This window comes from Ancylobacter sp. FA202 (genome assembly GCF_000380205.1).
Lineage (GTDB): Bacteria > Pseudomonadota > Alphaproteobacteria > Rhizobiales > Xanthobacteraceae > Ancylobacter.
The window spans coordinates 3,856,902-3,880,677 of the sequence record NZ_KB904818.1; the positions used below are offsets into that span (position 1 = coordinate 3,856,902).

20 protein-coding genes are annotated in these 23,776 nt (G+C 68.3%); 11 read left to right on the forward strand and 9 right to left on the reverse strand.

The features are described from left to right. Positions 1-25: 25 nt before the first annotated feature. The 3 genes from A3M1_RS0117725 to A3M1_RS0117735 all read left to right on the forward strand — a co-directional run bounded on the left by A3M1_RS0117725 (position 26) and on the right by A3M1_RS0117735 (position 3,783). Positions 26-727, forward strand: a complete 702-nt coding sequence (locus tag A3M1_RS0117725; RefSeq protein ID WP_018390339.1) for a TerC family protein — start codon at positions 26-28, stop codon at positions 725-727. Positions 728-891: 164 nt separating this feature from the next. After that, on the forward strand, positions 892-1,635 hold the full coding sequence (locus tag A3M1_RS0117730) for a TerC family protein (protein ID WP_018390340.1): 744 nt from the start codon (positions 892-894) through the stop codon (positions 1,633-1,635). A 63-nt stretch (positions 1,636-1,698) separates the two neighbouring features. Continuing rightward, positions 1,699-3,783 (forward strand): molybdopterin-dependent oxidoreductase, encoded by a 2,085-nt coding sequence (locus tag A3M1_RS0117735; RefSeq protein WP_018390341.1) that lies wholly within the window; start codon positions 1,699-1,701, stop codon positions 3,781-3,783. A gap of 114 nt (positions 3,784-3,897) precedes the next feature. Here the strand turns inward: A3M1_RS0117735 and A3M1_RS0117740 are convergent, their stop codons facing one another. The 3 genes from A3M1_RS0117740 to A3M1_RS0117750 form a co-directional block, all read right to left on the reverse strand. Further along, positions 3,898-4,563 (reverse strand): hypothetical protein, encoded by a 666-nt coding sequence (locus tag A3M1_RS0117740; RefSeq protein WP_026221374.1) that lies wholly within the window; start codon positions 4,561-4,563, stop codon positions 3,898-3,900. Positions 4,564-4,820: 257 nt separating this feature from the next. After that, positions 4,821-5,222 carry a DUF1398 family protein gene (locus A3M1_RS0117745; RefSeq protein WP_018390343.1) on the reverse strand — a complete coding sequence of 134 codons (402 nt, stop codon included), beginning with the start codon at positions 5,220-5,222 and terminating at the stop codon, positions 4,821-4,823. Between the two features lie 18 nt (positions 5,223-5,240). Beyond that, positions 5,241-5,699: a MarR family winged helix-turn-helix transcriptional regulator gene (locus tag A3M1_RS0117750; protein ID WP_198291141.1), complete on the reverse strand. Its 459-nt coding sequence runs from the start codon at positions 5,697-5,699 to the stop codon at positions 5,241-5,243. A gap of 183 nt (positions 5,700-5,882) precedes the next feature. On the opposite strand from A3M1_RS0117750, the gene A3M1_RS0117755 reads away from it, so the two are divergent. Next, positions 5,883-6,710, forward strand: a complete 828-nt coding sequence (locus A3M1_RS0117755) for a transglutaminase family protein (protein ID WP_018390345.1) — start codon at positions 5,883-5,885, stop codon at positions 6,708-6,710. Positions 6,711-6,727: 17 nt separating this feature from the next. On the opposite strand, the gene purN is transcribed toward A3M1_RS0117755, so the two are convergent. From purN to A3M1_RS0117775, 4 genes are all read right to left on the reverse strand, one after another. Continuing rightward, positions 6,728-7,381, reverse strand: coding sequence for a phosphoribosylglycinamide formyltransferase (purN, locus tag A3M1_RS0117760; protein WP_018390346.1), 654 nt, complete (start codon positions 7,379-7,381; stop codon positions 6,728-6,730). A gap of 10 nt (positions 7,382-7,391) precedes the next feature. Further along, positions 7,392-8,471: a phosphoribosylformylglycinamidine cyclo-ligase gene (gene purM / locus A3M1_RS0117765; RefSeq protein ID WP_018390347.1), complete on the reverse strand. Its 1,080-nt coding sequence runs from the start codon at positions 8,469-8,471 to the stop codon at positions 7,392-7,394. Positions 8,472-8,671: 200 nt separating this feature from the next. After that, on the reverse strand, positions 8,672-9,820 hold the full coding sequence (locus A3M1_RS0117770) for a benzoate/H(+) symporter BenE family transporter (RefSeq protein ID WP_018390348.1): 1,149 nt from the start codon (positions 9,818-9,820) through the stop codon (positions 8,672-8,674). An 80-nt stretch (positions 9,821-9,900) separates the two neighbouring features. Further along, entirely contained in the window at positions 9,901-10,641 is a 741-nt protein-coding gene (locus A3M1_RS0117775) for a trans-aconitate 2-methyltransferase (protein ID WP_018390349.1), read from the reverse strand. A 200-nt stretch (positions 10,642-10,841) separates the two neighbouring features. Between A3M1_RS0117775 and A3M1_RS0117780 the strand changes: the two genes are divergently transcribed. The 5 genes from A3M1_RS0117780 (at position 10,842) to A3M1_RS0117800 (ending at position 17,950) form a co-directional block, all read left to right on the forward strand. Continuing rightward, positions 10,842-11,969, forward strand: a complete 1,128-nt coding sequence (locus tag A3M1_RS0117780; protein ID WP_018390350.1) for an AI-2E family transporter — start codon at positions 10,842-10,844, stop codon at positions 11,967-11,969. Positions 11,970-11,971: 2 nt separating this feature from the next. After that, entirely contained in the window at positions 11,972-12,709 is a 738-nt protein-coding gene (locus A3M1_RS0117785; protein WP_018390351.1) for a DnaA ATPase domain-containing protein, read from the forward strand. Positions 12,710-12,812: 103 nt separating this feature from the next. Continuing rightward, on the forward strand, positions 12,813-15,017 hold the full coding sequence (locus A3M1_RS0117790; RefSeq protein ID WP_018390352.1) for an RNA degradosome polyphosphate kinase: 2,205 nt from the start codon (positions 12,813-12,815) through the stop codon (positions 15,015-15,017). 4 nt (positions 15,018-15,021) lie between these two features. Beyond that, the gene (locus tag A3M1_RS0117795; RefSeq protein WP_018390353.1) at positions 15,022-16,539 is read left to right on the forward strand and encodes a Ppx/GppA family phosphatase; all 1,518 of its coding nucleotides are present in this window, start codon (positions 15,022-15,024) and stop codon (positions 16,537-16,539) included. A gap of 394 nt (positions 16,540-16,933) precedes the next feature. After that, entirely contained in the window at positions 16,934-17,950 is a 1,017-nt protein-coding gene (locus A3M1_RS0117800) for a hypothetical protein (RefSeq protein ID WP_018390354.1), read from the forward strand. Here A3M1_RS0117800 and rnd read toward each other — a convergent pair. Then, on the reverse strand, positions 17,886-19,079 hold the full coding sequence (rnd, locus tag A3M1_RS0117805) for a ribonuclease D (RefSeq protein ID WP_018390355.1): 1,194 nt from the start codon (positions 19,077-19,079) through the stop codon (positions 17,886-17,888). The genes A3M1_RS0117800 and rnd overlap by 65 nt on opposite strands. A 138-nt stretch (positions 19,080-19,217) precedes the next feature. Here rnd and A3M1_RS0117810 point away from each other — a divergent pair, with 138 nt between their 5' ends. Both A3M1_RS0117810 and aspS read left to right on the forward strand, forming a co-directional pair. Next, positions 19,218-19,688 (forward strand): DUF992 domain-containing protein, encoded by a 471-nt coding sequence (locus A3M1_RS0117810; protein ID WP_018390356.1) that lies wholly within the window; start codon positions 19,218-19,220, stop codon positions 19,686-19,688. A 151-nt stretch (positions 19,689-19,839) separates the two neighbouring features. After that, a complete protein-coding gene (gene aspS, locus A3M1_RS0117815; RefSeq protein WP_018390357.1) occupies positions 19,840-21,627 on the forward strand; it encodes an aspartate--tRNA ligase in 1,788 nt (595 codons plus the stop codon). A 143-nt stretch (positions 21,628-21,770) separates the two neighbouring features. Here the strand turns inward: aspS and A3M1_RS0117820 are convergent, their stop codons facing one another. Further along, positions 21,771-23,765 carry a hypothetical protein gene (locus A3M1_RS0117820; protein WP_018390358.1) on the reverse strand — a complete coding sequence of 665 codons (1,995 nt, stop codon included), beginning with the start codon at positions 23,763-23,765 and terminating at the stop codon, positions 21,771-21,773. Between the last annotated feature and the right edge of the window lie 11 nt (positions 23,766-23,776).

Genomic DNA, 23,776 nt, shown 5'->3' on the forward strand with positions numbered 1-23,776 from the left:
GGGCGGGAGGTGAGGGAATGAGCACATGGATTATCTTGAGCCGCTCTTCTGGCTAGCACTTCTCAAAATCATCTGGATCAACGTCCTGCTTTCCGGCGACAACGCCGTCGTCATCGCGATGGCCTGCCGCTCGCTGCCCGACAAGATGCGCCGCACCGGCATGATCCTCGGCGCCGCCGTCGCGGTCGGCATGCGTATCGTGTTCACCGCCATCATCGCCGTGCTGCTGGGCTTGCCCTGGCTGCGCATCGTCGGCGCGCTGGCGCTGATGTATATCGCGGTCGACCTCGTGCTGCCGGAAGAGGGCGAGGAAAGCGGCGTCGCGGGGCATGACAATCTGTGGCGCGCCGTCGGCACCATCGCGGTCGCCGATCTGGTGATGAGCCTCGACAATGTCGTCGCCATTGCCGCCGTCGCCGATGGCAACTGGACGCTGATCATCATCGGCCTGGTCATTTCCATCCCGATGATCATCGCCGGCGCGGCGCTGATCATGGGCCTCCTGGCGCGCTTCCCCTTCCTGGTCTGGGCCGGCGCGGCGCTGCTGGGCTGGGTCGCGGGCGAGATGTTCGTCTCGGACATCAAGGTGCTGGACTATTTCGGCGAGGCCATGGTCCACCACTATGAATATGCGGCGGCTGCGGCCGGCGCGGTGATCGTGCTCGGCACGGGCTGGGCCCTGTCCCGGCTCAAGGGTTCGCATGCGGCGGGGCCGCACGGCACCTGATATAAGCGGGACACCCTCCCACCGGCGCCCGCGACCTCACCCGTCGCGGGCGCTTCCGATTGAGCGGAGCGTTCTGGCGTACTTAATAATGTATTCCAGAGCTGCCGCCGGTGGGCCGGGCGTTCCTTCCTGACCTTTGGATTTCGACCCTCGGAGAGGACACGATGGATTTCTCAAGCCCGATCTTCTGGGTGGCGCTGCTCCAGATCATCTGGATCGACCTGCTGCTTTCCGGCGATAATGCCGTGGTCATCGCGCTGGCCTGCCGCTCGCTGCCCGAGAAGCAGCGCAAATGGGGCATTCTGCTCGGCGCCGGCGCGGCGGTGGGCCTGCGCATCGTCTTCGCCCTTGTGGTCTCCTACATGCTCGGCGTGCCGTTCCTGAAGGTGGTCGGCGGCGTGCTGCTGTTCTGGATCGCCATCAAGCTGGTGCTCGACGAGGGCGCCGAGGGCCATCATGTCGAAGGCGCCGACAGCCTGTGGAAGGCCGTTCGCACCATCGCCATCGCCGACGCGGTGATGAGCCTCGACAATGTGGTGGCGATCGCCGCCGCGGCGCGCGGCCATGCCGAACTGTTCATCTTCGGCCTGCTGCTCACCATCCCGCTGATCGTGTTCGGCTCGCAGCTGATCCTCAAGCTGATCTCGCGCTTCCCGATCCTGATCTGGTTCGGCGCGGCGCTGCTCGGCTGGATCGCTGGCGAGATGCTGGTCAGCGACAAGGTGGTGCTGGAGACCATGCAGGGCATGGCCCCGTGGCTGGTCGACGTGATCGCTGATCCCGAGGATCCGGTCGGCCTGAAGCCCTCCGCCATCCCGCACTATCTGGCCGCTGTGGTCGGCGCGGTGTTCGTGATCAGCTTCGGCTGGATCGTGAAGAACCGTCGCGGCGAGGCGACCGCGCACTGAGCCTGACCGCACAGGTGTAAAAATCGAGGCGCTCCGCTAGGATACTGGCGGAGCGCCTTTTTCATGAATCAGCACATCTCGCCGACCCGTACCGCCTATTCCGCCTGCCCGCATGACTGCCCCTCCACCTGCGCGCTGGAGATCGAGGTGGCGGAGGGGCGCATCGGCCGCGTGCGCGGCTCGCGCGACAACAGCTTCACCGCCGGCGTCATCTGCGCCAAGGTCGCGCGCTATGCCGAGCGGGCCAACCACCCGGACCGGCTGACCCGGCCGCTGCGCCGCGTGGGGGCCAAGGGGGAGGGGCGCTTCGCCCCGATCGCCTGGGACGAGGCGCTTGACGAGATCGCCCACCAGTTTGCCGAGGCGGAAAAGCGGCACGGGCCGGAAGCGGTCTGGCCCTATTACTATGCTGGCACGATGGGGCTGGTGATGCGCGACGGCATCAACCGGCTGACCCGCGCCAAGGGCTATTCGCGGTTCTTCTCCTCGATCTGCGTCAACCCGGCCTGGAGCGGCTTCCTCGCCGGCACCGGCAAGCTCGCCGGGCCGGACCCGCGCGAAATGGCCAGGAGCGATTTCGTGGTGATCTGGGGCACCAACCCGGTGTCCACCCAGATCAATGTGATGACCCACGCCATCCGCGCCCGCAAGGAGCGCGGGGCGAAGATCGCAGTGGTCGATGTCTACCGCTCGCCGACCATGGAGCAGGCGGACATTCCGATCCTGATCCGCCCCGGCACGGATGGCGCGCTGGCCTGCGCGGTGATGCATGTGCTGTTCCGCGACGGGCTGGCCGACCGCGCCTATCTCGCGCAATTCGCCGACGATCCGGCCGGGCTGGAGGCGCATCTGGCCTCGCGCACGCCGGACTGGGCCGCCGCGATCACCGGCCTGCCGGCGGATGAGATCGAAGCCTTCGCCCATGCCATCGGCCGCACCCCACGCACCTTCATCCGCGCCGGCTATGGCTTCACCCGCTCGCGCAATGGCGCGGTGGCGATGCATGCGGTGAGCTGCATCCCCACCATAACAGGCGCCTGGCAGCATGAGGGCGGCGGCGCCTTCCATTCCAACAGCGCCATCTATGGCTGGAACAAGCGGATGGTGGAGGGGCTGGACATCCCCACCACGGCGCGCGAGCTCGACCAGTCGCGCATCGGCGACATCCTCACCGGCGACGCCGAGGCGCTGCTCGGTGGCCCGCCCGTGACCGCCATGCTGATCCAGAACACCAACCCGGTCTCGGTCGCGCCCGACCAGGAGACGGTGCGGCGGGGATTCGCGCGGGACGACCTGTTCGTCGCCGTGCATGAGCAGTTCATGACCGAGACGGCCGCCATGGCCGACATCGTGCTGCCGGCGACCATGTTCACCGAGCATGACGACCTCTATCAGGGCGGTGGCAATCAATATGTCATCCTCGGCCCGAAGCTGGTGGAGCCGCCGGGCGAGTGCCGGACCAATCATGCGGTGATCGGCGCGCTGGCGGAGAGGCTCGGCGCCGCGCATGAGGGCTTCCAGATGAGCCCACGCGCGCATGTCGACTGGATGCTGCAGGCGAAGGGGCGCGGCACGGTGGAGGAACTGGAGGAAAAGCGCTTCCTCGATGTGCAGCCTGATTTCGAGACCGCGCATTATGTGAAGGGCTTCAATTGGCCGGACGGCAAGTTCCGGCTGAAGCCGGACTGGGCGCATTCGCGCTACGCCTCGCCGGGCAAGTTCGGGCCGTATCGCGACATGCCGGCATGGCCGGACCATTGGGCTGTGATCGAGGAGGCGAACGCGGACTACCCGTTCCGTCTCGTCACCGCGCCGGCGCGCTCCTTCCTCAACTCGACCTTCACCGAGACCGAGGGCTCCATTGCCCGCGAGAAGCGGCCGGAACTGCTGCTCCACCCGGACGATGCGGCCGGCCTCGGCGTGAGCGAGGGCGACCTGCTCACGGTGGCCAGCGCGCGCGGCGAGGTGCTTCTGCATGCCCGCCTGTTCGACGGGCTGCGGCGCGGCGTGGTGGTGGCGGAATCGATCTGGCCGAACCGCGCGCATGCAGGCGGGCGCGGCATCAACAGCCTCACCGGCGCCGACCCCGTCGCCCCCGTCGGCGGCGCGGCGCTGCACGACAATCGGGTGCGGATCGCGCGGGCCTAGCTCGGAAACAGCTCGACATGGGTCTCGGCGGTGCGGCCGATGTAGGGCGCGCGGCGGCCGCCGCACAACGGTCGCGATGCTTGCTTTCGACGGCGGCCGCCGGGCTGAGATCGTTTAATGGATGATCTGGACGGCCCACGTGCCGTCCGGATTCAGCGTGACATTCATGGTGGAGTGGCCGCCCGTGAAGTCGCACATGGCCGCATTGATGCTCGATGTGGTGAAGTTGATCACAGAGCCGGGCGTGTAGCTGCCCGTCTGCACGTAGTATCGCAGGATCGGCTGGCAATCGGTGGTGTTGAGCGGGTTGGCGACGACGAAGTTCGAGAGCACGAGGCTACCGTTCGTCTGCACCGCCGAGCCGATGTTGTACATGGGCGGTGCCTGGTAGGCCGGCGTGATGATGCGGAACGCTCCCGCCTGCACATTCTGGCCCACTGTGGGCTGCGACAGGCCGAGGGGGTCCACCGACGCGGTGGTGCAGTCATTGGCGGTGCCAGACGCTGGCGCGAGATCAATCGCGCGGAAGGCAGAGGCGAAGCCCGAGCTCTGGCCCACCTGCGGCTGATTGTTCGTCTGCTGAATGCCGGCGTAGTACTGGAGGTTGGCCTGGAACGTCAGCACGCTGCCGGTGGAATCGTAATTTCCCAGGTACTGACAGTGGAGTGAGTTGCTGTAGACCTGGGATCCGCCTGCGTATATAGCCGGTTGTTGAAAGAAATAGAAGCTTTGCGTTGCTGCTGTACGGTTAGTTAGGTTGATCGTCAGGAGCGTTGACATGATTTTTACTCCAAGAAATTTCATTGTTATCGTCGATAAAGATCACCTGGCTCGCCGGTGGGGTGACACCAGAGCGCAATCGATAGTATGTAAATTATCTATATGTGCAACTTAAAGGTGTATGTCGGGCGCTCAGATGACGCGGCTCCTGTCGCGTTCAGCGCAGATGCCGGTCTGACGCCGGCCCGTGCGCGAGATCGCCCAAGGTCGCCCGGATCCGGATGGGTTGGTCGCGAACGGATTCCGGGAGCCGCGTCCTATCTCGGAAACAGCTCCACATGGGTCTCGGCGGTGCGGCCAAGATAGAGGGCGCGGCGGCCGGAGAAGGAGACGATGTAGCCGGCGCAACCCGCCTGCGCGACCTTGGCGCAGAAGCCCTTATAGGTGTAGCCCGGCAGCAGCTGCTGCGCCTCGCTTATCGCGGCGCCGATCGAGCCTGGATCGAAGGCGGCGGCGACGGGGAAATCGGGCGCGTGCATCGGCAGTTCAAAGCTCGCGCCATCGACGAAATAATAGGTCGCCGTGGCGCGGCGGAAGTCGATCGAATAGCTCTCGAAGCCGGCCGCCATCAGCGTGCCGACGATGTCGGGGAAGCTCATGGTGCCGTCTTCCGAGCCCTTGAGGCAGGCGGCGGCGATGGCTTGGCTGTCGGGGTGCATGGTAGTCTCCCTTGAATGTCAGTCGACCGGAAGCGCCGCCAGCCGGTGCTGCTCGGCGAGACGGCGCAGCAGGCGCTCCAGCGTGGCGCGCTCCTCGGGGGTGAGGGGGGCGAAGAAGGCGGCGTCATTGGCATCGGCCAGCGCCGCCAGCTGCGGCACCAAAGCCTCGCCGGCGGGGGTGAGGGCCAGCGTCTGGGCGCGCCCGTCCTCAATGCTCGCCGTGCGCGCGGCGAGGCCCTTGGCGATCAGCCGGTCCGCCAGCTTGGTGATGGCGCCGCGCGTCATGCCGATGATGTCGGCGGCACGGCTCGGCGCCAGCGGGGGCGAACCGTGGAGGGTGCGCAGCAGCACCCATTCGGCCACCGTCACCTCCTTTGCCGCCAGTCGGGCGGCGAAGGCCTGCGAGACGTGGTTGGAGACAAAGCGCAGCCAGAAGCCTAGGTGATCGGACAACGCGGGCAGGGGAGACGATGACATGGCGACCTTGGTGGGAGTGTTGTTGACTAGGAAACTAATTTAAAATGGTGTCCTAGTCAATCAATTATCCGAGGTCTGGTCCGCCACCGTCGCAAATTTACGACCCAAGAGGTGGTAACTGGGGGGAACCGATCGACCCTGTCGGCGTCATATCGACATCTCTCCTCGCAGCGGAACCGCCCCATGAGATTCAACGTCGCCTCCCGGCTCGCCTATGAGGTGCGCGACAGGGCCGTCTTCATCCTCAACATCGAGGCGGCGGCGCTGCGCCACCAGACGATTCTCTCGGAATCGCTGAACCTCACCCCCGCGCTCGCGCTGGAGCGGCATGATCTTGCCGGCGGCACGCGGCTTGTGCGCGTGGTGGTGGAGCCGGGCCTGTTCGAGGTCGCCTATGACGCCACCGTCGAGCTTGCGATGCTCGATGCCGACCCCTCCCATGTCGGCGAGACGCCGGTGGCGGAGCTGCCGCTTCAGGTGGTGCCCTTCCTCAACCCCAGCCGCTACTGCCAGTCCGACCAGCTTGGGCGCTTCGCCTATCACCAGTTCGGCGGCCTGCCGCCCGGCCATGAGCGGGTGACGGCGATCTGCAACTGGATCTACGACAATGTCGAATATCTCAGCGGCAGCACCAATTCCGAGACCTCGGCCTATGACACGATGGTGCAGCGCGCCGGGGTGTGCCGGGATTTCGCCCATCTCGGCATCGCCTTCTGCCGCGCGCTGTCGATCCCCTCGCGCTTCGCCAGCTCCTATGCCTGGCAGCTCGACCCGCCGGACTTTCACGCCGTGTTCGAGTGCTATCTCGACGGCGCCTGGTATGTGTTCGACCCCACCCGCAAGGCGGCGCTGCAGGGGCTGGTGCGGATCGGCGTCGGCCGCGACGCGGCGGATGCGGCCTTTGCCACCATCTATGGCGATGCGATGATGACCGACATGCAGGTGTCGATCGCGCCGCTCGACGAGGTGGCGCACGCCGCGCCGACGCTGCGGGCGGTGGGGATCGCGTAGAACAAACGCGCGGGCGTTCAGCCGACCGGGGGCACGACCAGCGCCGGCGGGGCGAGGGTGAACTCGTCGAGGGCGACGCGGCCCTCCACCAGCCGGGCGCGGCCATCGGCGACGAGGCGCAGCGCGGCGGGGTAGATCACGTGCTCCTGCGCCAGCACCCGGGCGCCGAGCGTGTCGGGCGTGTCGCTCTCCAGCACCGGCACGGCGGCCTGGATGAGGATGGGTCCGACGTCCATTTCCGGCGTGACGAAATGCACCGTGCAGCCATGGATGCGCACGCCCTCGGCCAGCGCCCGCTCATGCGTGTGCAGGCCCTTGAAGCTGGGCAGCAGGGCCGGGTGGATGTTGAGCATCCGCCCCGTCCACTTTTCCACGAACGGGCCGGTGAGTAGCCGCAGGAAGCCGGCGAGGCAGACGAGGTCGGCCTGCTCCTCCGCCAGCACCGCGTCGAGGGCGGCGTCGAAGGCGGCGCGGTCGGCATGGGCCTTATGGTCGACGATGCGGGTGGGGATGTTGCAGGCCTGCGCGCGGGCGAGGCCGTGCGCGTCCGGGCGGTTGGAGATCACCACGGCGATTTCCGCCGGGAAGTCCGGGGCGGCAGCCGCCTCGATCAGCGACATCATGTTCGAGCCGCGCCCGGAGATGAGGACGGCCACGCGGGGTTTGGTCATGGCGTCCGGCTCAGAGCGGCGTGTCGAGGGTGAGCGTGCCGTCATAGACGGTGTGCGCCGCGCCCTCGCCGGGCTCGATGACGCCCAGATGCACCACTTCCTCGCCGCCCTGCGCGAAGGCATCGGCCACGGTCTCGGCGTCTTCCGGCGCGCAGACCACCACCATGCCGATGCCGCAATTGAAGGCACGCAGCATCTCTTCCGGCGCCACATTGCCGGTCTGCGCCAGCCAGCGGAACACGGGGGGAAGCGTGAGCCCGTCCAGGTCGATGCGGCCGATCGTGTGCTTGGGCAGCACGCGCGGCAGGTTCTCGGTGAGGCCGCCGCCGGTGATGTGGGCGAGCGCCTTCACCTTGCCGGTGGAGCGGATGGCACTGAGCGCCGACTTCACATAGAGCCGGGTGGGGATGAGCAGCGCCTCGCCCAAAGTGAGGCCGCGGGCGAAGGGGGCGGGCGAATCCCAGCCGAGGCCGGACAGCTCGACGATGCGGCGCACCAGCGAATAGCCGTTGGAATGCACGCCCGAGGAGGCGAGGCCGAGCAGTACGTCGCCAGGGCGCACATTGGGCGAGGGCAGCAGCTCGCCGCGCTCCACCGCGCCGACCGAGAAGCCGGCGAGGTCGTAGTCGCCTTCCGCATACATGCCCGGCATTTCAGCCGTCTCGCCGCCGATCAGCGCGCAGCCGGCCTCGACGCAGCCCCTCGCGATGCCGGCGACGATGGTGGCGCCGACCTCGGGGGCCAGCTTGCCGGTGGCGAAATAATCGAGGAAGAACAGCGGCTCGGCGCCCTGCACCACGAGATCGTTGACGCACATGGCGACGAGGTCAATGCCGATGGTGCCGTGCCGGCCGGTCTCGATGGCGATCTTCAGCTTGGTGCCGACGCCATCGGTGGTGGCGACGATGAGCGGGTCCTTGAAGCCGGCGGCCTTGGGGTCGAACACCCCGCCGAAGCCGCCAATGTCCGCATCGGCGCCCGGCCGGCGGGTCGCCTTGACCAGCGGCTTGATGAGATCGACCAGCCGGTTGCCGGCGTCGATGTCGACGCCCGCATCGCGATAGCTGAGGCCCTTGTCCGTACCGGTCATCGCATGCCCTCTAGGAATGGTGGCGGCTTAGAGCGCGATCCGAGCCGATTGAATCAATCGGCTCGGTAAATCGCTCTCTAAAGTGTTGATAGAGAACGCGTGATCCGATCAGCTTGCGTGCAAGCTGATCGGCGCGTGCTCTAGCCGCTTATGGCGCGGCGGGCAAGGTCGCGGGCGGCTTTCCCCCGCACGCTGCGGCCTCAGCCCCGGCGCCCGGCATGCTCGATGCCCAGCGCGGTGAGGCCGGCGGCCAGTCCCCAGAAGGCGGAGCCGAGGCCGAACAGCGACAGGCCCGAGGCGGTGACGGCCAGCGTCAGCACGGCGGGAAAGCGCTTGGCCGCGTCGCCCATCGCCGAGCCCAGCGCATTGACCAGCGGGCCGAGCAGCGCGAGCCCGGCGAAGGTCGCCACCAGTTCGCGCGGCAGGGCGGCGATCAGCGCCACCGCGCCGGCGCCGAAGCCGGCCAGCACGAGGTAGCTCAGCGCATAGAACGGCGTCGCCAGCCAGCGCTTGGCCGGGTCGGGATGGGTGTCCGGCCCGGTGCAGATCGAGGCGGTGATGGCGGCGAGGTTGCTGGTCAGCGAGCCGATCGGCGCTGTTATCAGCGAGGCGATGGCGGTGGAGGCGAGGATCGAGGGCGCCGGCGGCTTGTAGCCGGCCGCCTGCAGCACGGCGAAGCCGGGCAGGTTCTGCGAGGCCATGGTGACGATGTAGAGCGGGATGCCGACGCCGATCATCGCCTGCAGGTCGAACTGCGGCACGATCAGTTCAACGGTCGGCCATGGCACGCCGTCGGGCAGCGGGCCGACGCGGCCGAGAATGAAGGCCAGCGCGATACCGAGCACCAGCACCGCCAGCACGGCGCCGAACGGGCTGATCCGCCGGGCGACCAGGAACAGCAGCACCAGCGGCAGCACCAGCAGCGGGTCGACCTGCCCGGCGGCGAACACGCCGGTGCAGAAGCGGAACAGCACGCCCGCCAGCATGGCGGCGGCGATCGCCACCGGCAGGCGCTGCACCAGCGCGCCCAGCGGCTTGACCGCCGCCGTGACGAGGATCAGCACGCCGGCGACGATGAACGCGCCCACCGCCGGCTCGATGGTGAGGCCGTGCGAGGCGGCGATCAGCGCCGCGCCGGGCGTGGTCCAGGCGGTGATGATCGGCATGCGGTGGCGCCAGCCGAGCCAGGCCGAGGTCGCCGCCATCGACAGGCACAGGCCGATGACGCCCGAGGTGATCTGCCCCGGCGTGGCGCCGAGCGCCTGCGCCGCCGCGACGATGAGGGTGAGCGTGCCGCCAAAGCCGACAAGGGCGGCGACGATGCCTGAGGTGACGACAGAGGAACGCATGCGGCAGATCCGAACAGCACGCCGGGCCGGCGCGACGACGCCTTTTGCCACGCGCGGCCGGCGCCGTCATCAGGGGTGGCTCACGCCGGCGAAGCGAGGCCGCCGAGGGGAATGAACTCGGGGGACGCCTCTCCAACCGGCCCGCCGGCCCAATCGCCAAGCCAACGCTGCACGCTCAGCCCGGCCTGGGTGATTCGCCGTTCAAGCTCGGTCTTCGGGGTGAAGCGGATGCGGCTCTGCGCGCTCAGGGTGCGCCCGTCGTCCAGGCGATAATAGGTGCCGTAGGTGACGATTCCCGAGGCGGCATCGCAGGTCGCGTTGTTCCAGGCCTCGACCCGGCCATGGGCGGGATGATCGACCCACCGGCGCGAATTGTGTGGCTGCCACTCCTCCCATTCCCGGGCGGCCGGGTTGCGGCTGTCGAAGATGAAGCGCCCGCCCGGCGCCAGATGGGCCGCGATGGTCGTGAGCGCGGCGTGCTGGTCGTCGTCGGTGAGGAACACCTGGAAGGCGTGCCCGGTCAGCACGATGAGATCGAACCGCCGGCTAAGGCGCAGCGTGCGGGCATCGGCCGCGATCCATTGCGCGCCCTCCGTGCCCGGGCGGGCACGGGCTATGTCGAGCATCGCCGCTGCCGGATCGACGCCGACCCGGACGGGGTTGGACAGTCCCGCGAGAAACGCCCCCGTCCCGCAGCCGAGATCGAGGACCGAGTCCGCATCCCGGGCAAGGTCGGCGCAGAAGCTGCGGTCCATGCCCCAATCGTTCTCGGCGTCGTAGAAGGCGACGAGGGACGCATCGGTATAAAGCGGGTCTTCCATCACGCGCTCCTCCTGCCGGCGTTCTGCCTTCTGCCATGGCGGAACGTCCACGGCCATGTCGCGTTGGGGAAGGTTCTGTGAATGGCGGGGGCGAGTGGACCGGCGCTGCGGCTTGTGCATCGCACGCGCGCCGTTTTCCTGTATTTATGTGCGCGAGGCGACGCCGGCAGGCGCGGGCCCGGGCGAGAGGCGGTTGTCGAATGGCGTGGCACAAGCAGGTGATGTTCTGGCTGACCGTGCTCGGTCTGTTCATTGCTGCCTCATGGCTGCTGAGCAGCGTGTTGCTGCCCTTCGTCGCCGGCTTGGCCTTGGCCTATTTCCTCAACCCGGTGACGACGCGGCTGGAGCGCTGGGGCGTCAACCGGCTGGTGGCCTCGCTGGTGACGATCACCCTGACGCTGCTGCTGGCGATCCTGTTGATGCTGCTTGTGGTGCCGATCTTCGGCTCGCAGCTCGCCGCCTTCATCCAGCGCCTGCCGGAATATATCGGCAAGCTGCAGAACCTGTTGACCGGCGAGGGCGAAAAGGCCGCGTGGCTGCGCGAGTTCGTCGGCGACCGGCTGCCGAGCGTGCAGACCGGGCTGAACGAGCTGGTGTCGCAGGGCGCGACCTACATGCTCACCCTGATCCAGGGGCTGTGGACCGGTGGGCAGGCGCTGCTCTCGGTGTTCTCGCTGCTGGTTATCACCCCGGTGGTGGCGTTCTACATTCTCAACGACTGGTACAGCATGGTCCACAAGGTGGATTCCTGGCTGCCGGTGCGCCACCGCGCCACCCTGCGCGGCCTTGCCGGCCAGATGGACGGCGCTATTGCCGGCTTCGTGCGCGGTCAGTCGCTGGTCTGCCTCATCCTCGGCAGCTTCTACGCCATCAGCCTGACCATGACCGGGCTGAATTTCGGCTTCGTCATCGGCTTCGTTTCGGGGATCATCACCTTCATCCCCTATGTCGGCTCGCTGACCGGGCTGGTGCTGGCGGGCGGCGTCGCCATCGTGCAGTTCTTCCCCGACTATTCGATGATCGCCATCGTCATCGGCATCTTCGTGTTCGGCCAGTTCATCGAGGGCTACATCCTCTCGCCCAAGCTGGTGGGCGATAGTGTCGGCCTGCACCCGGTGTGGCTGATGTTCGCCCTGCTGGCCTTCGGCTATCTGCTCGGCTTCCTCGGCCTGCTGCTGGCGGTGCCGCTGGCGGCGGCGGTGGGGGTGCTGGTGCGCTTCGCCATCAACCAATATCTGGAAAGTCCGCTCTATACCGGGGAGGGCGAGGCGGAACTGCACAGCGCCCCCGCGCCGGTGCCGTATTTTCCCGAGAGCCGGGCGCGCTGAGCATGGCCAGCCGGCAGCTTGCCCTCGATCTGCCCCATGCCGACAGCCGGTCGCGGGACGATTTCCTGCCCGGCCTCGCCAATGAGGCGGCGCTGGCGCTGATCGATTCCTGGCCGGACTGGCCGGCACGCGCCGTGGCGCTGGTGGGGCCAGCGGGCTCGGGCAAGTCGCATCTCGCCGCCATCTTCGCCGAGGCTTCCGGCGCGAAGCTCATCCCGGCGTCGGCGCTCGACATCGCCGCCGTGCCCGGCCTGCTGGCCAGCGGCGCGCTTGTCGTGGAGGATCTGGGCGAGGGCGGGGTGCCGGAAGCGGCGCTGTTTCACCTGCTGAACCTGGTGGGCGAGCAGAAGGCGGGGCTGCTGATCACCTCGGCGCGGCTGCCCTCGACGCTGTCGGAAACGCTCGCCACCGCCGATCTCGCCTCGCGGCTGCGGGTGCTGCCGGTGGTGCGGCTCGGCCCGCCTGATGAGGAATTGCTGGCGGCGGTGGCGGTGAAGCTGTTCGCCGACCGGCAGATCCTTCCCGACGAGGCGCTGCTGGCCTACCTTCTGCCCCGCGTCGAACGGTCCATTGCCGGGTTGCGCGATGTCGTCGCCGAACTCGACCGCGAGGCGCTGGCGCGCAAGCGGCCGCTCACCCGGGCCCTCGCCGCCGAACTGCTGCGCGGGCGGGCGGATGCGTCCGACGAGACGGAACCGGCGGCCGGCGAAATTGTCCTCAACGACTTGACCATAGGTTAAACGCGACATGTCATCCAGCCGTCACGATGCCCGGCGACCTTCGCGCCGGACGAAGCGGGCCCCCCGCAAAAAGGATGGAGTGGCGACGGTGAGCGAGACGGAAATGCAGGTCGAGCCGAGTGTCGAACTGACCGAGATGCCGATCCAGCCGACGGTGCCGCCCCGTCCGCTGGAAGACGAGCTGATGAAGGCGCCCGAGCGATTCATCAACCGCGAACTCTCCTGGCTGGAGTTCAACCGCCGGGTGCTGGAGGAAGCCGCCAACACCGAGCACCCGATGCTGGAGCAGCTGCGCTTCCTCTCCATCTCGGCCAATAATCTCGACGAGTTCTTCATGGTCCGCGTCGCCGGCCTGAAGGAGCAGGTGCGCGAGGGCTACACCGCCCGCAGCCCGGACGGACTGAACCCGATCGAGCAGCTGGCGCGCATCGGCGTGGCGGCGGCGGAACTTGCCGAGGACCAGCAGGCGCGCTGGCGCGGGCTGCGGCAGTCGCTGATCGGCTGCGGCATCGTGCTGGTGGACGGCGCCGATGTGCAGAAGGCCGACCGGGCGGTGCTCGACGACTTCTTCCTCGCCCATGTCTTCCCGGTGCTGACCCCGCTCGCCATCGACCCGGCGCACCCGTTCCCGTTCATCCCCAATCTCGGCTTCTCGCTGGCGCTGCAGCTCTCGCGCATCCATGACGGGCGCAGGATGAACGCGCTGATCCGCGTGCCGGCCAAGATCGACCGCTTCATCCGCCTGCCGGATGGCGAGGGCGGGGTGCAGCGCTTCATCACGCTGGAGCAGATGATCGGCCTGTTCATCGGCCGCCTGTTCCCGGGCTACCAGGTGAAGGGCCAGGGCGGCTTCCGCGTCATCCGCGACAGCGATCTCGAAGTCGAGGAAGAGGCCGAGGACCTGATGCGCCAGTTCGAGACGGCGCTGAAGCGCCGCCGGCTGGGGCAGGTGATCCGGATGGAGATCGACGCCTCCATGCCCGAGGAACTGCGTGTCTTCGTCGCGCGGGAGCTGGGCGTGGTGGAAGACGAGATCTTCCTCGTCGACGGCGTGCTGGCGCTGAACGAGTTCAGCCAGCTGGTCGGCGTCGACCGGCCGGACCTGAAGTTCAAGCCGTATAATCCGCGCTTCCCCGAGCGCATCCGCGACCATGCCGGCGACTGCTTCGCCGCCATCCGCGAGAAGGACCTCGTCGTCCACCACCCCTATGAATCCTTCGACGTGGTGGTGCAGTTCCTGCGCCAGGCGGCGCGCGACCCCAATGTCGTCGCCATCAAGCAGACGCTCTACCGCACCTCCTCCGACAGCCCGATCGTCAAGGCGCTGGCCGAGGCGGCGGAGGCCGGCAAGTCGGTGACGGCGCTGGTCGAGCTGAAGGCGCGCTTCGACGAGGAGGCCAATATCCGCTGGGCGCGCGATCTGGAGCGGGCCGGCGTGCAGGTGGTGTTCGGCTTCCTGGAGCTGAAGACCCACGCCAAGCTCTCGCTGGTGGTGCGGCGCGAGGGTGGGGCGCTGGCGAGCTACTGCCATGTCGGCACGGGCAATTATCACCCGATCACCGCCCGCATCTACACCGACCTGTCCTTCTTCACCGCCGACCCGGCGATCGGCCGCGACGTGGCGCGCATCTTCAACTTCATCACCGGCTATGCCGAGCCGGTGGGGCTGGAGAAGCTGGCGATCGCGCCGCTGACGCTGAAGACCAAGATCCTCGACCATATCGACGCCGAGATGGAGTTCGCCAAGGCCGGCAAGCCGGCGGCGATCTGGCTGAAGATGAACTCGCTGGTCGACCCGATGATCATCGATGCGCTCTACCGCGCCAGCCAGGCCGGCGTGCCGATCGAGATCGTGGTGCGCGGCATCTGCTGCCTGCGTCCCGGCGTGCCGGGCCTGTCGGAGAATATTCGCGTCAAGTCGATCGTCGGCCGCTTCCTGGAGCATGAGCGCATCTATTGCTTCGGCAATGGCCATGGCCTGCCCCATACCGGGGCGGCGCTCTACATCTCCTCCGCCGACCTGATGCCGCGCAATCTCGACCGGCGGGTGGAATCGCTGTGCCCGATCACCAACCCGACCGTGCACATGCAGATTCTCGAACAGATCATGGTCGCCAATCTGCAGGACAACCAGCAGAGCTGGAGCGTGTTGCCCGATGGCTCCTCGCAGCGCATAGTGCCCGGCGAGGGCGAGGAAAAGTTCAACGCCCAGCAATATTTCATGACCAATCCGAGCCTGTCGGGACGTGGCAAGTCGCTCAAGGAATCCTCGCCCCGCAACCTCCTGCGCCGTCGCGATCGGACGTGAGCGCATGAGCGAAGTCTTGCGTGATGCCGGACACGGCCTGTTGTCCGGCATGTCGGTTGCCGTCATCGATATCGGTTCCAACTCCGTCCGCCTCGTCGTCTATGAGCGCCTGTCGCGCTCGCCGACGCCGATCTTCAATGAGAAGGCCTCCTGCGGGCTCGGCCGCGAGGTGCTGACCACCGGTCGGCTCAACCCGGACGCGGTGGAGAAGGCGCTGGCCGCTTTGCGCCGCTTCCGGGTGCTGTGCGACCGCATGGGGGTGGGCAAGGTCTATGTGCTCGCCACCGCGGCCGCGCGCGACGCCGCCAACGGGCCGGACTTCGTCGCCGCCTGCACGGAAATCTGCCGCACCGAGGTCGAGGTGCTCTCCGGCAAGCGCGAGGCGCAGCTTTCCGCGCTCGGCATTCTCTCGGGCGTGCATCACGCCAATGGCGTGGTCGGCGATCTCGGCGGCGGCTCGCTGGAGCTTGCCGATCTGCAAGGCCAGCGCATCGGGGCGGGCGTGACCTTCCCGCTCGGCGGCCTCGCGCTGCAGGACACGTCCGGCCGCTCGCTGAAGAAGGCCGACAAGATCGTCAAGGACCTGCTGACCAAGGATCCGCACCTCGAACATCTCAGGGGGCGCACCTTCTACGCCGTCGGCGGCACCTGGCGCGCGCTGGCGCGGCTGCACATGTTCCAGCGCGGCTATCCGCTGCATGTGATGCACGGCTACATCATCCCCGCCCGCGAGGCGCTGGAGTTCTGCCGGCTGGTGCGGCGGGTGCCGATCGACACGCTCTCGCGCATCGACACCGTTTCCGACGTGCGCCGGCCGCTGCTGCCCTATGGCGCGCTGGTGCTGGAACATCTGATCCGCATCGGCAAGCCGGCCAATGTCTTCATCTCGGCGCAGGGCGTGCGCGAGGGGCTGCTCTATGAGTTGCTGGAGGCCGAGGAGCGCCAGCACGACCCGCTGATCTCAGCTGCCGCCGAGCTGAACGAGGTGCGCGCCCGCTCCCCCGCCCATGGCTGGGAGCTGATCGACTGGACCGACCAGTTCATGAAGAGCAGCCACATTGACGAGAGCGTCGAGGAAAAGCGGCTGCGCCATGCCGCCTGCCTTCTCTCCGACATCAGCTGGCGGGCGCACCCCGATTACCGCGGCGAGCAGAGCCTCAATCTCATCGCCCACGCCTCCTTCATTGGGGTGGACCATCCCGGCCGGGCCTTCCTCGCGCTCGCCATCTATTACCGGCATATGGGGCTGATCGACGAGGACCTGTCGCCGCGCATCCGCGAGCTGGTTTCGGCGCGGCTGCTGGACCGGGCGCGCATTCTCGGCGCGGCGATGCGGGTCGGCTACATCCTCTCCGCCGCCATGCCGGGCACGCTGCCGCTGACGCCGCTGATGGTGGAGCGCGGCAAGCTGGCGCTGCAGCTGCGCGGCGAACTGGCGCCGCTGAGCGGCGACCGCATCGCCAGCCGCCTGCGCACGCTCGGCCGGCTGATCGGCCGCGAATCGACCGTGCTCTCGGGGTAGGGCGGGAAGAAAAGAGTACCGTCCACCCGTCTGGATTCGGGCCGCCGACACGGCTGGAACCGCCGGTGAGCGCAGCGTGGCTGCGTCGGCGGGGGCCGTTTCGTGCGTGAGTGCTTCCATGATTCGACGGCCACCCCGGCCGGCGGCGGCCGGCCCGTGCGGGTGCTGATGGTCGCGCTGGAGGGCCGGCATATTTCCAGCTGCCGGCTGCCGGCCGCTTTCGCCGCTGCCGGCGCCGAGATCGGCGCGCTGGCCGACGCCGACAGCCTGATGTTCCGCTCCCGCCATGTCGGCGCGCGCTTTACGCTTTCCGACACCTTGAACGCCCGCCACCTGCTGGCGCATCTGGAGCACGCCGTCGCCGCCTTCGCGCCTGATGTGCTGGTGCCCTGTGATGAGCACACGCTGTGGTTTCTCGACCATTCGCGCGGGCGGCGGCCGGCTCGGCTTCGCGGCGCTCTCCCCCGGCCTCACGGCCTGCCTCGCTCGCTCGCTCGGCCGGCTCGACAGCCTGCCGGCGCGGACACTGAAGCCGCTGACCCAGCGCTTCGCCAGCGCGATCGGGGTGCGGGCGCCGCAGGACATTCTCACCACCACCCCAGACGAGGCGCGGGCGGCGGCGCGGCAGATCGGCTTTCCCGTGGTGGTGAAGCGGCCGCGCAGCTGCGGCGGTGGCGGGGTCCGTATCTGCCGCACGCCGGCCGAGCTTGATGAGGCCTGCGCGCTCTGGCTGCGGCCGACATCGCTGTGGCGACGGCTCAAGACGCGGCTGCGCGAGCGCGACTGGATGGCGCCGCCGCTGCAGCTGAGCGTGCAGCCCTATATCGAGGGCCGGCTGGCGGTGACCTGCGCCGCCGCGATCGAGGGGCGCACGCTCGGCGTGCTGAGCGCGATGGCGGAGCGGCGCGCGCGCGACATTCTGCCGGCGGATGTGCTGGCCTATGTCGCGCGCCCCGATCTCGTCGCGGCGTCGGCCGCGCTGGTGGCGGCGTTCGGCGCCTCCGGCTTCGTGTCGTTCGATTTCCTGATCGACGGTAATGACGACGCCTGGCTGCTCGAATGCAACGCCAAGCCGACGCCGATATTGCCCTTCGGCGCGCGCGCCGGGCTGGATCTGGTGGGGGTGTGGCTCACGGCGCTGGCCGAGGCGCCTTGCGGGGAGGGCGCCGGGCCACTCGCGACCGTGCGGGACGAGGCCCGCGTGGCGCTGTTTCCGCAGGCGCTGATGCCCGGCCCGGCCGACGCGGCGCTGCGGGCGATCTGGCAGGCGGTGCCGTGGGACGAGCCGGCGCTGCTGCGGGCGCTGCTGGTGGAGCTGCGCGCGGCGCGCCGGCCGGGCGCCGTGCTCACTCCTCCGGGTTCGCCCGCTCCTGAGCCGCCCGCTCCAGCGCGGTTCGCTCGATCGCGATGACGCGGCCGCGCTGCATGGCCAGCGCCAGCCGGCCCGATTTCAGCGCCATGGCGCGATCGCCGAACAGTTCGCCACGCCAGCCGCGCAGCGCGCCGACATCCGGCTCGTCTTCGGAGGCGATGCGCTCCAGATCGTCCACCGTGGCGATGATCTTGGCGGCGACGCCGTGCTGCTCGGAGGTCATGCGCAGCAGCACCTTCAGCAGTTCCACCGTCGCCGAGGCACCGTTCGAGAGCGGCCGGTCGCGCTCGATGCGCGGCAGGGTCTTCGGGTCACGGGCGAGGCCCGCCTTGACCGCCTCGACGATCATCTCGCCGGCGCGGGAGCGCTCGAAGCCCTTGGGGATGGCGCGCAGCTGGCCGAGCTTCTCGATCGAGGTGGGGTGCTGCGAGGCGATCTCGCCGATCACGTCGTCCTTGAGGATGCGCGAGCGCGGCATGTCGCGGCTCTGCGCCTCGCGCTCGCGCCAGGCGCAGACCTCCATCAGCACGGCGAGGTCCTTGGGCTTGCGGGCGCGCGAGCGCAGCCGCTCCCAGGCGCGCTCGGGCTCCTGCCGGTAGGTGTCGGCGGAGGTGAGCACCGCCATCTCCTCGCCCACCCAGTCGGCGCGGCCGCGCTTCTTCAGGTCGGCGTCGAGCTTGAGGAAGACGTCGCGCAGATGGGTAACGTCGGCCTCGGCATAGGCGATGTGGGCGGCGGAGAGCGGCCGGCGCGACCAATCGGTGAAGCGCAGCGACTTGTCGAGGATTTCGCCGGTGATGCGCTGCACCAGCTGGTCATAGGAAATGGAATCGCCATGGCCGAGCACCATGGCCGCGACCTGGGTGTCGAACACCGGATGCGGGATGATGCCGGCGAGGTGCCAGACGATTTCGATGTCCTGCCGGCCGGCATGGAACACTTTCAGCACATTGGCGTCCGACATCAGCGCGAAGAGGGGGGCAAGATCGATGCCCTCCGCCAGCGCGTCGACCACCAGCGCCTCGTCCACGCTGGCGAGCTGCACGACGCAGAGCTTGGGCCAGAAGGTGGTTTCGCGCAGAAACTCGGTGTCGATGGTGATGAACGGATGGCGGGCGAGGCGTTCGCAGGCCGCGGCGAGTTCGTCTGTGCTGGTGATCATGTTCATGTTGATTTTTTTCATATCGGAGTCGGAGCGCCGTTTCGACCCCGAAACATGCCGCAATTGCACGAAAGGATTAACCATTCGCGGCTACGAGTCGCAAAGGCTTTCCGGCGGCATGCCCGCCATGACTGGGGGATATCGATGAAAAAGGCCGCCTTCGCTCTCGCCACCGCCGCACTGGCGCTGTCTTTCGTGCCCGCTTCCGCCGCCGATCGGGTCGATGCCGGCGTGCTGGTGTGCAATGCCGGCACCAGCATCGGCATGCTCATCGAGTCCAAGCAGGAACTGACCTGCACCTTCACCCCCGCCGACAACGGCCCGGAACAGCGCTATGCCGGCACCATCAAGAATATCGGCGTCGAGCTGGGCGTGACCGGCGGCGGCGTGCTGACCTGGGGCGTGCTGGCGGTGACGAAGTCGGTTCTGCCCGGCGCGCTCGCCGGCAGCTATGGCGGCGTGACCGGCAATATCGCGCTCGGCGTCGGCGTCGGTGCCAATGTGCTGGTCGGCTCCGACCAGTCTTTCGCGCTCAACCCGATCTCGGTCTCGGGCAATGTCGGCGCGTCGCTGGCGCTGGGCGTCGGCGGGCTCAGCCTGCGCTACGTGCCCTGATCGCTTCCGGCCGGCGCCGCCTTCAACACAGGGCGGTCGCCTGTCCTTCTTGACAAAGCCGACCCTCGCATGCACCCCTCCGCGCGCCCCGCGTGAGGGGTGTTTTGCTATGTCCGCCCCGTTTCGGCGGCACCAACTCCGGGAAGACGCCATGCACCGCTATCGCTCGCACACCTGTGGCGCCCTTCGCGCCAGCGATGTCGGTTCCACCGCGCGCCTGTCCGGCTGGTGCCACCGCATCCGCGACCATGGCGGCGTGCTGTTCATCGATCTGCGCGACCATTACGGCCTGACGCAGGTGGTGGTCGATCCCGACAGCCCGGCCTTCAAGCTGGCCGAGACGGTCCGCGCCGAGTGGGTGATCCGGGTCGATGGCCGGGTGCGCTCGCGCCCCGCCGGCACCGAGAACCCCGAACTGCCGACCGGGCAGGTGGAGATGTACGCCACCGAGATCGAGGTGCTGGGCCCCGCTGCCGAGCTGCCCATGCCGGTGTTCGGCGATGTCGAGTACCCGGAGGAGACGCGGCTGCGCTACCGCTTCCTCGACCTGCGCCGCGAGAAGCTGCACAAGAACATCATGACCCGCGGCGCCATCGTCGACGCCATGCGCGCGAAGATGAAGGGGCAGGGCTTCTTCGAGTTCCAGACGCCGATCCTCACCGCCTCCTCGCCGGAAGGCGCGCGCGACTTCCTGGTGCCCTCGCGCCTGCACCCCGGCAAGTTCTACGCCCTGCCGCAGGCGCCGCAGCAGTACAAGCAGCTGATCATGATGAGCGGCTTCGACCGCTACTTCCAGATCGCCCCCTGCTTCCGCGACGAGGACCCGCGCGCCGACCGGCTGCCGGGCGAGTTCTACCAGCTCGATCTGGAAATGAGCTTCGTCGAGCAGGAAGACATCTTCGCCGCCGTCGAGCCGGTCATTACGGGCGTGTTCGAGCAGTTCGCCGAGGGCAAGCCGGTGACGAAGAACTGGCCGCGCATTCCCTACGCCACCTCGATGCAGAAATACGGCACCGACAAGCCTGACCTGCGCAACCCGATCGAGATGCAGGACGTCTCCGAGCATTTCCGCGGCTCGGGCTTCAAGGTGTTCGCGCGGATGCTGGAGGACCCGAAGAACCGGGTGTGGGCGATCCCCGGCACCGGCGGCGGCTCCCGCGCCTTCTGCGACCGGATGAACAGCTGGGCGCAGGGCGAGGGCCAGCCAGGGCTCGGCTACATCATGTGGCGCGAGGGCCAAGAATCCTCTGAAATTCCGGGCGCCGGCCCGCTCGCCAACAATATCGGCCCCGAGCGCACCGAGGCGGTGCGCGCGCAGCTCGGCCTCGGCGCCGGCGATGCCGCCTTCTTCGTCGCCGGCAACCCGGAAAAGTTCGTGCGCTTCGCCGGCCTTGCCCGCACCAAGGTGGGCGAGGAGCTGAAGCTGGTCGACCATGACCGGTTCGAGCTGGCCTGGATCGTCGACTTCCCGTTCTACGAGTGGAGCGAGGAGGACAAGCGCGTCGACTTCTCGCACAACCCCTTCTCCATGCCGCAGGGCGGGCTTGAGGCGCTGAACAACCAGGACCCGCTGACCATCAAGGCGTTCCAGTACGACATCGCCTGCAATGGCTATGAGATCGCGTCCGGCGGCATCCGCAACCACCGCCCCGAGGCGATGGTGAAGGCGTTCGAGATCGCCGGCTATGACGAGGCGACGGTGCAGGAGCGCTTCGGCGGCCTCTACCGCGCCTTCCAGTATGGCGCGCCCCCGCATGGCGGCATGGCCGCCGGCGTCGACCGCATCGTCATGCTGCTGTGCGGCACCACGAACCTGCGCGAAATCTCGATCTTCCCGATGAACCAGCAGGCGCAGGACATTCTGATGGGCGCGCCGAACGAGGCCAGCCCGAAGCAGCTGCGCGAGCTGCACATCCGCACCAACCTGCCGGAGAAGTAGGGCCCGAGGGGCCGCCCCCACGCGCACCCTCATGGCCGGGCTTGACCCGGCCACCCAGAGGGATGCCGGAGGGGCAGGGGGCAAGGGCTGGGTCCCCGGGTCAGGCCCGGGGATGACGGAAGGTCGAGGTTGTCGCCTCCCGCTTAGCGCGCGGGGAGCGTCTCGACGTTGAGCTCGTCGACGAGCCCCAGCGGGTCCTCGCTGTTCAGCGCCTCGACGATCAGCAGCACCGGCAGCGGCTCGTGGCGCGGGGTGAGGCGCAGAGCGAGCGTGCCCATCGGCTTCTGCACGAAGCGGACGAAGGCCTCCACCGCCGGCCCGAGTTCCGGCCGGTCGGTCACGGCCTGCGCCAGCAGCAGGTCGGCGAAGCCGGCGATGAGCTGGCGGACATCCTCCGGCTTCAGACCCTGCTCCTTGGCGGCGGCTTCCAGCTTCTGGTCGTAGAGGCCGGCATCGGTGACGGTGAGGTCGAGCGCGCCGAGATTCACCTCCATCGCGCCGGCCAGCGCCTCGTCCGGCTCGGTGGAGAAGACGGAATCGTCCACTGCGCTCAGCGTCAGCTTGGCATTGAACGAGAAGGCGTCAGAGACTTCGAGATAGGCGGGGTCGACCACCACGCTGTTATCGGCCTCGTTCCAGGCGGCGCCGAAGTCAAAGGCGATGCTGGCCCGGTCCATCTGCCCCGGCACCAGCGCGAAGGCGGCGTTGCCGGCATTGATCATGGCGGTCGGCCCGCTCATGCGCAGCGTGGCGGAAATGCGGGTCGGCAGGGCGTCCGGCTCGGCAGTCCAGGTCAGGGCGAACCGGTCGATGTTGAGCGGCGAGCCCTGCTCGGTCGGGGACACCACATTGGTGATCTCCACCGACTCCACGGTGTTGAAGAACGGCGCCGGCCAGCGGCCGACACTCTGCGGGTCCTCGGAGCCGTCCGCCAGCAGCGACATCAGCGTACCGGCCTTCAGGCCGCCGATCGCGAAGCGCCCCATCTGGAACTCCTCGCCATCAGGCCCCTTGCCGGTGAGCTTTTCCAGCGCGAAGCTGTCCATCCGCCCGCCATCAACAGCGCCGACGCTGAAGGAGCCGAGGCCGAAGGCGAAGCCGCCGGGTGCGGTGCCTTCCACCCCTTCGGCGGCGAGGCCGCCAATGCGGATGCCTTCATCATAAATGACCGCCGCCATCCGGAAGAGCGCGGCCGTTTCCGCCGGCGGGGCCTCGGTGCCTGCCGCCCCGATCTTCTCCAGCTGCTCGCGGGACTGGAGGAGTTCGTCCACCGGGATGGCGGAGGGGCGGATCGCCACATCCGTCATCGACAGGCGCGCGATGCGCTGCGCGACGCCGCCTTCCATGGTGATCTGGTAATCCTCCATGGCGACCGAATCATGGATGGTGATGAACTGGTCATTGGCCTGGCGCAGCTCGGAATCGAGCAGGATCATCATTCCCGCCACGTCGAAGCCCTTGATGTCGACGCGCCCGATCGAGCCCCGGCCGGTGCTGCCCGAGGGGCCGGCGATGGTGAAGCGCGACGGCGCGGCGTCCACGGTGGCGAAGCGCCCCTTGGCGAGCCCTTCGAGCCGGATGTCGCCATTCGTCTCCTCGCTGGTGACACGCGCGTCGCCCACGCCGACGGCGCCGGTGCCGGTGGAGGCGGGGATGTCGATGCGCTCGGCGGTGATGCCGCGGAAGAAGTCGAGGGCGATCTGCGGCGGGCTGCCGTCGACCGGCGCCTGGGTCGGGAATTCCAGCGCGGTGATGGCCACGCGCGGCGCCTGATACTGGCTGATATTCGGCGCGCCGATCAGCAGCGGCGGGCTGAGGGTGACGTCGCCCAGTTCCACCGTCTGCGCGAAGACGCGGTCCCCGCCGCGCTGCGCGACACCGTTGGCGACCAGCGAGCCGATCTTCAGCGCGCCCTGCACCGGCCCGACGAGCGAGAGGTCGGTCAGCTCGAAACGCCCGGCGAACAGGTCATACTTCACCGTGCCGACGCTCGCCTCCACCCCGCCGGCCCGCAGCGTGCCGAGCGCCGAGTCGACTTCGCTGCGCGCGACATGGTTGACATAGGCGGTGAGGCCGAAATAGCCGCCGACGCCAAGAACGGCGAAGGCACTGAGAGCAACGAGAAACGGCTTACGCATGCGAGGCTGAC

Bases quoted from the DNA above. Each gene is read 5' to 3' on its own strand.
- A3M1_RS0117725 (WP_018390339.1), top strand. From the start codon at position 26: ATGGATTATCTTGAGCCGCTCTTCTGGCTAGCACTTCTCAAAATCATC.
- A3M1_RS0117730 (WP_018390340.1), top strand. From the start codon at position 892: ATGGATTTCTCAAGCCCGATCTTCTGGGTGGCGCTGCTCCAGATCATC.
- A3M1_RS0117735 (WP_018390341.1), top strand. From the start codon at position 1,699: ATGAATCAGCACATCTCGCCGACCCGTACCGCCTATTCCGCCTGCCCG.
- A3M1_RS0117740 (WP_026221374.1), bottom strand. From the start codon at position 4,563: ATGTCAACGCTCCTGACGATCAACCTAACTAACCGTACAGCAGCAACG.
- A3M1_RS0117745 (WP_018390343.1), bottom strand. From the start codon at position 5,222: ATGCACCCCGACAGCCAAGCCATCGCCGCCGCCTGCCTCAAGGGCTCG.
- A3M1_RS0117750 (WP_198291141.1), bottom strand. From the start codon at position 5,699: ATGTCATCGTCTCCCCTGCCCGCGTTGTCCGATCACCTAGGCTTCTGG.
- A3M1_RS0117755 (WP_018390345.1), top strand. From the start codon at position 5,883: ATGAGATTCAACGTCGCCTCCCGGCTCGCCTATGAGGTGCGCGACAGG.
- purN (WP_018390346.1), bottom strand. From the start codon at position 7,381: ATGACCAAACCCCGCGTGGCCGTCCTCATCTCCGGGCGCGGCTCGAAC.
- purM (WP_018390347.1), bottom strand. From the start codon at position 8,471: ATGACCGGTACGGACAAGGGCCTCAGCTATCGCGATGCGGGCGTCGAC.
- A3M1_RS0117770 (WP_018390348.1), bottom strand. From the start codon at position 9,820: ATGCGTTCCTCTGTCGTCACCTCAGGCATCGTCGCCGCCCTTGTCGGC.
- A3M1_RS0117775 (WP_018390349.1), bottom strand. From the start codon at position 10,641: ATGGAAGACCCGCTTTATACCGATGCGTCCCTCGTCGCCTTCTACGAC.
- A3M1_RS0117780 (WP_018390350.1), top strand. From the start codon at position 10,842: ATGGCGTGGCACAAGCAGGTGATGTTCTGGCTGACCGTGCTCGGTCTG.
- A3M1_RS0117785 (WP_018390351.1), top strand. From the start codon at position 11,972: ATGGCCAGCCGGCAGCTTGCCCTCGATCTGCCCCATGCCGACAGCCGG.
- A3M1_RS0117790 (WP_018390352.1), top strand. From the start codon at position 12,813: ATGCAGGTCGAGCCGAGTGTCGAACTGACCGAGATGCCGATCCAGCCG.
- A3M1_RS0117795 (WP_018390353.1), top strand. From the start codon at position 15,022: ATGAGCGAAGTCTTGCGTGATGCCGGACACGGCCTGTTGTCCGGCATG.
- A3M1_RS0117800 (WP_018390354.1), top strand. From the start codon at position 16,934: ATGAGCACACGCTGTGGTTTCTCGACCATTCGCGCGGGCGGCGGCCGG.
- rnd (WP_018390355.1), bottom strand. From the start codon at position 19,079: ATGAACATGATCACCAGCACAGACGAACTCGCCGCGGCCTGCGAACGC.
- A3M1_RS0117810 (WP_018390356.1), top strand. From the start codon at position 19,218: ATGAAAAAGGCCGCCTTCGCTCTCGCCACCGCCGCACTGGCGCTGTCT.
- aspS (WP_018390357.1), top strand. From the start codon at position 19,840: ATGCACCGCTATCGCTCGCACACCTGTGGCGCCCTTCGCGCCAGCGAT.
- A3M1_RS0117820 (WP_018390358.1), bottom strand. From the start codon at position 23,765: ATGCGTAAGCCGTTTCTCGTTGCTCTCAGTGCCTTCGCCGTTCTTGGC.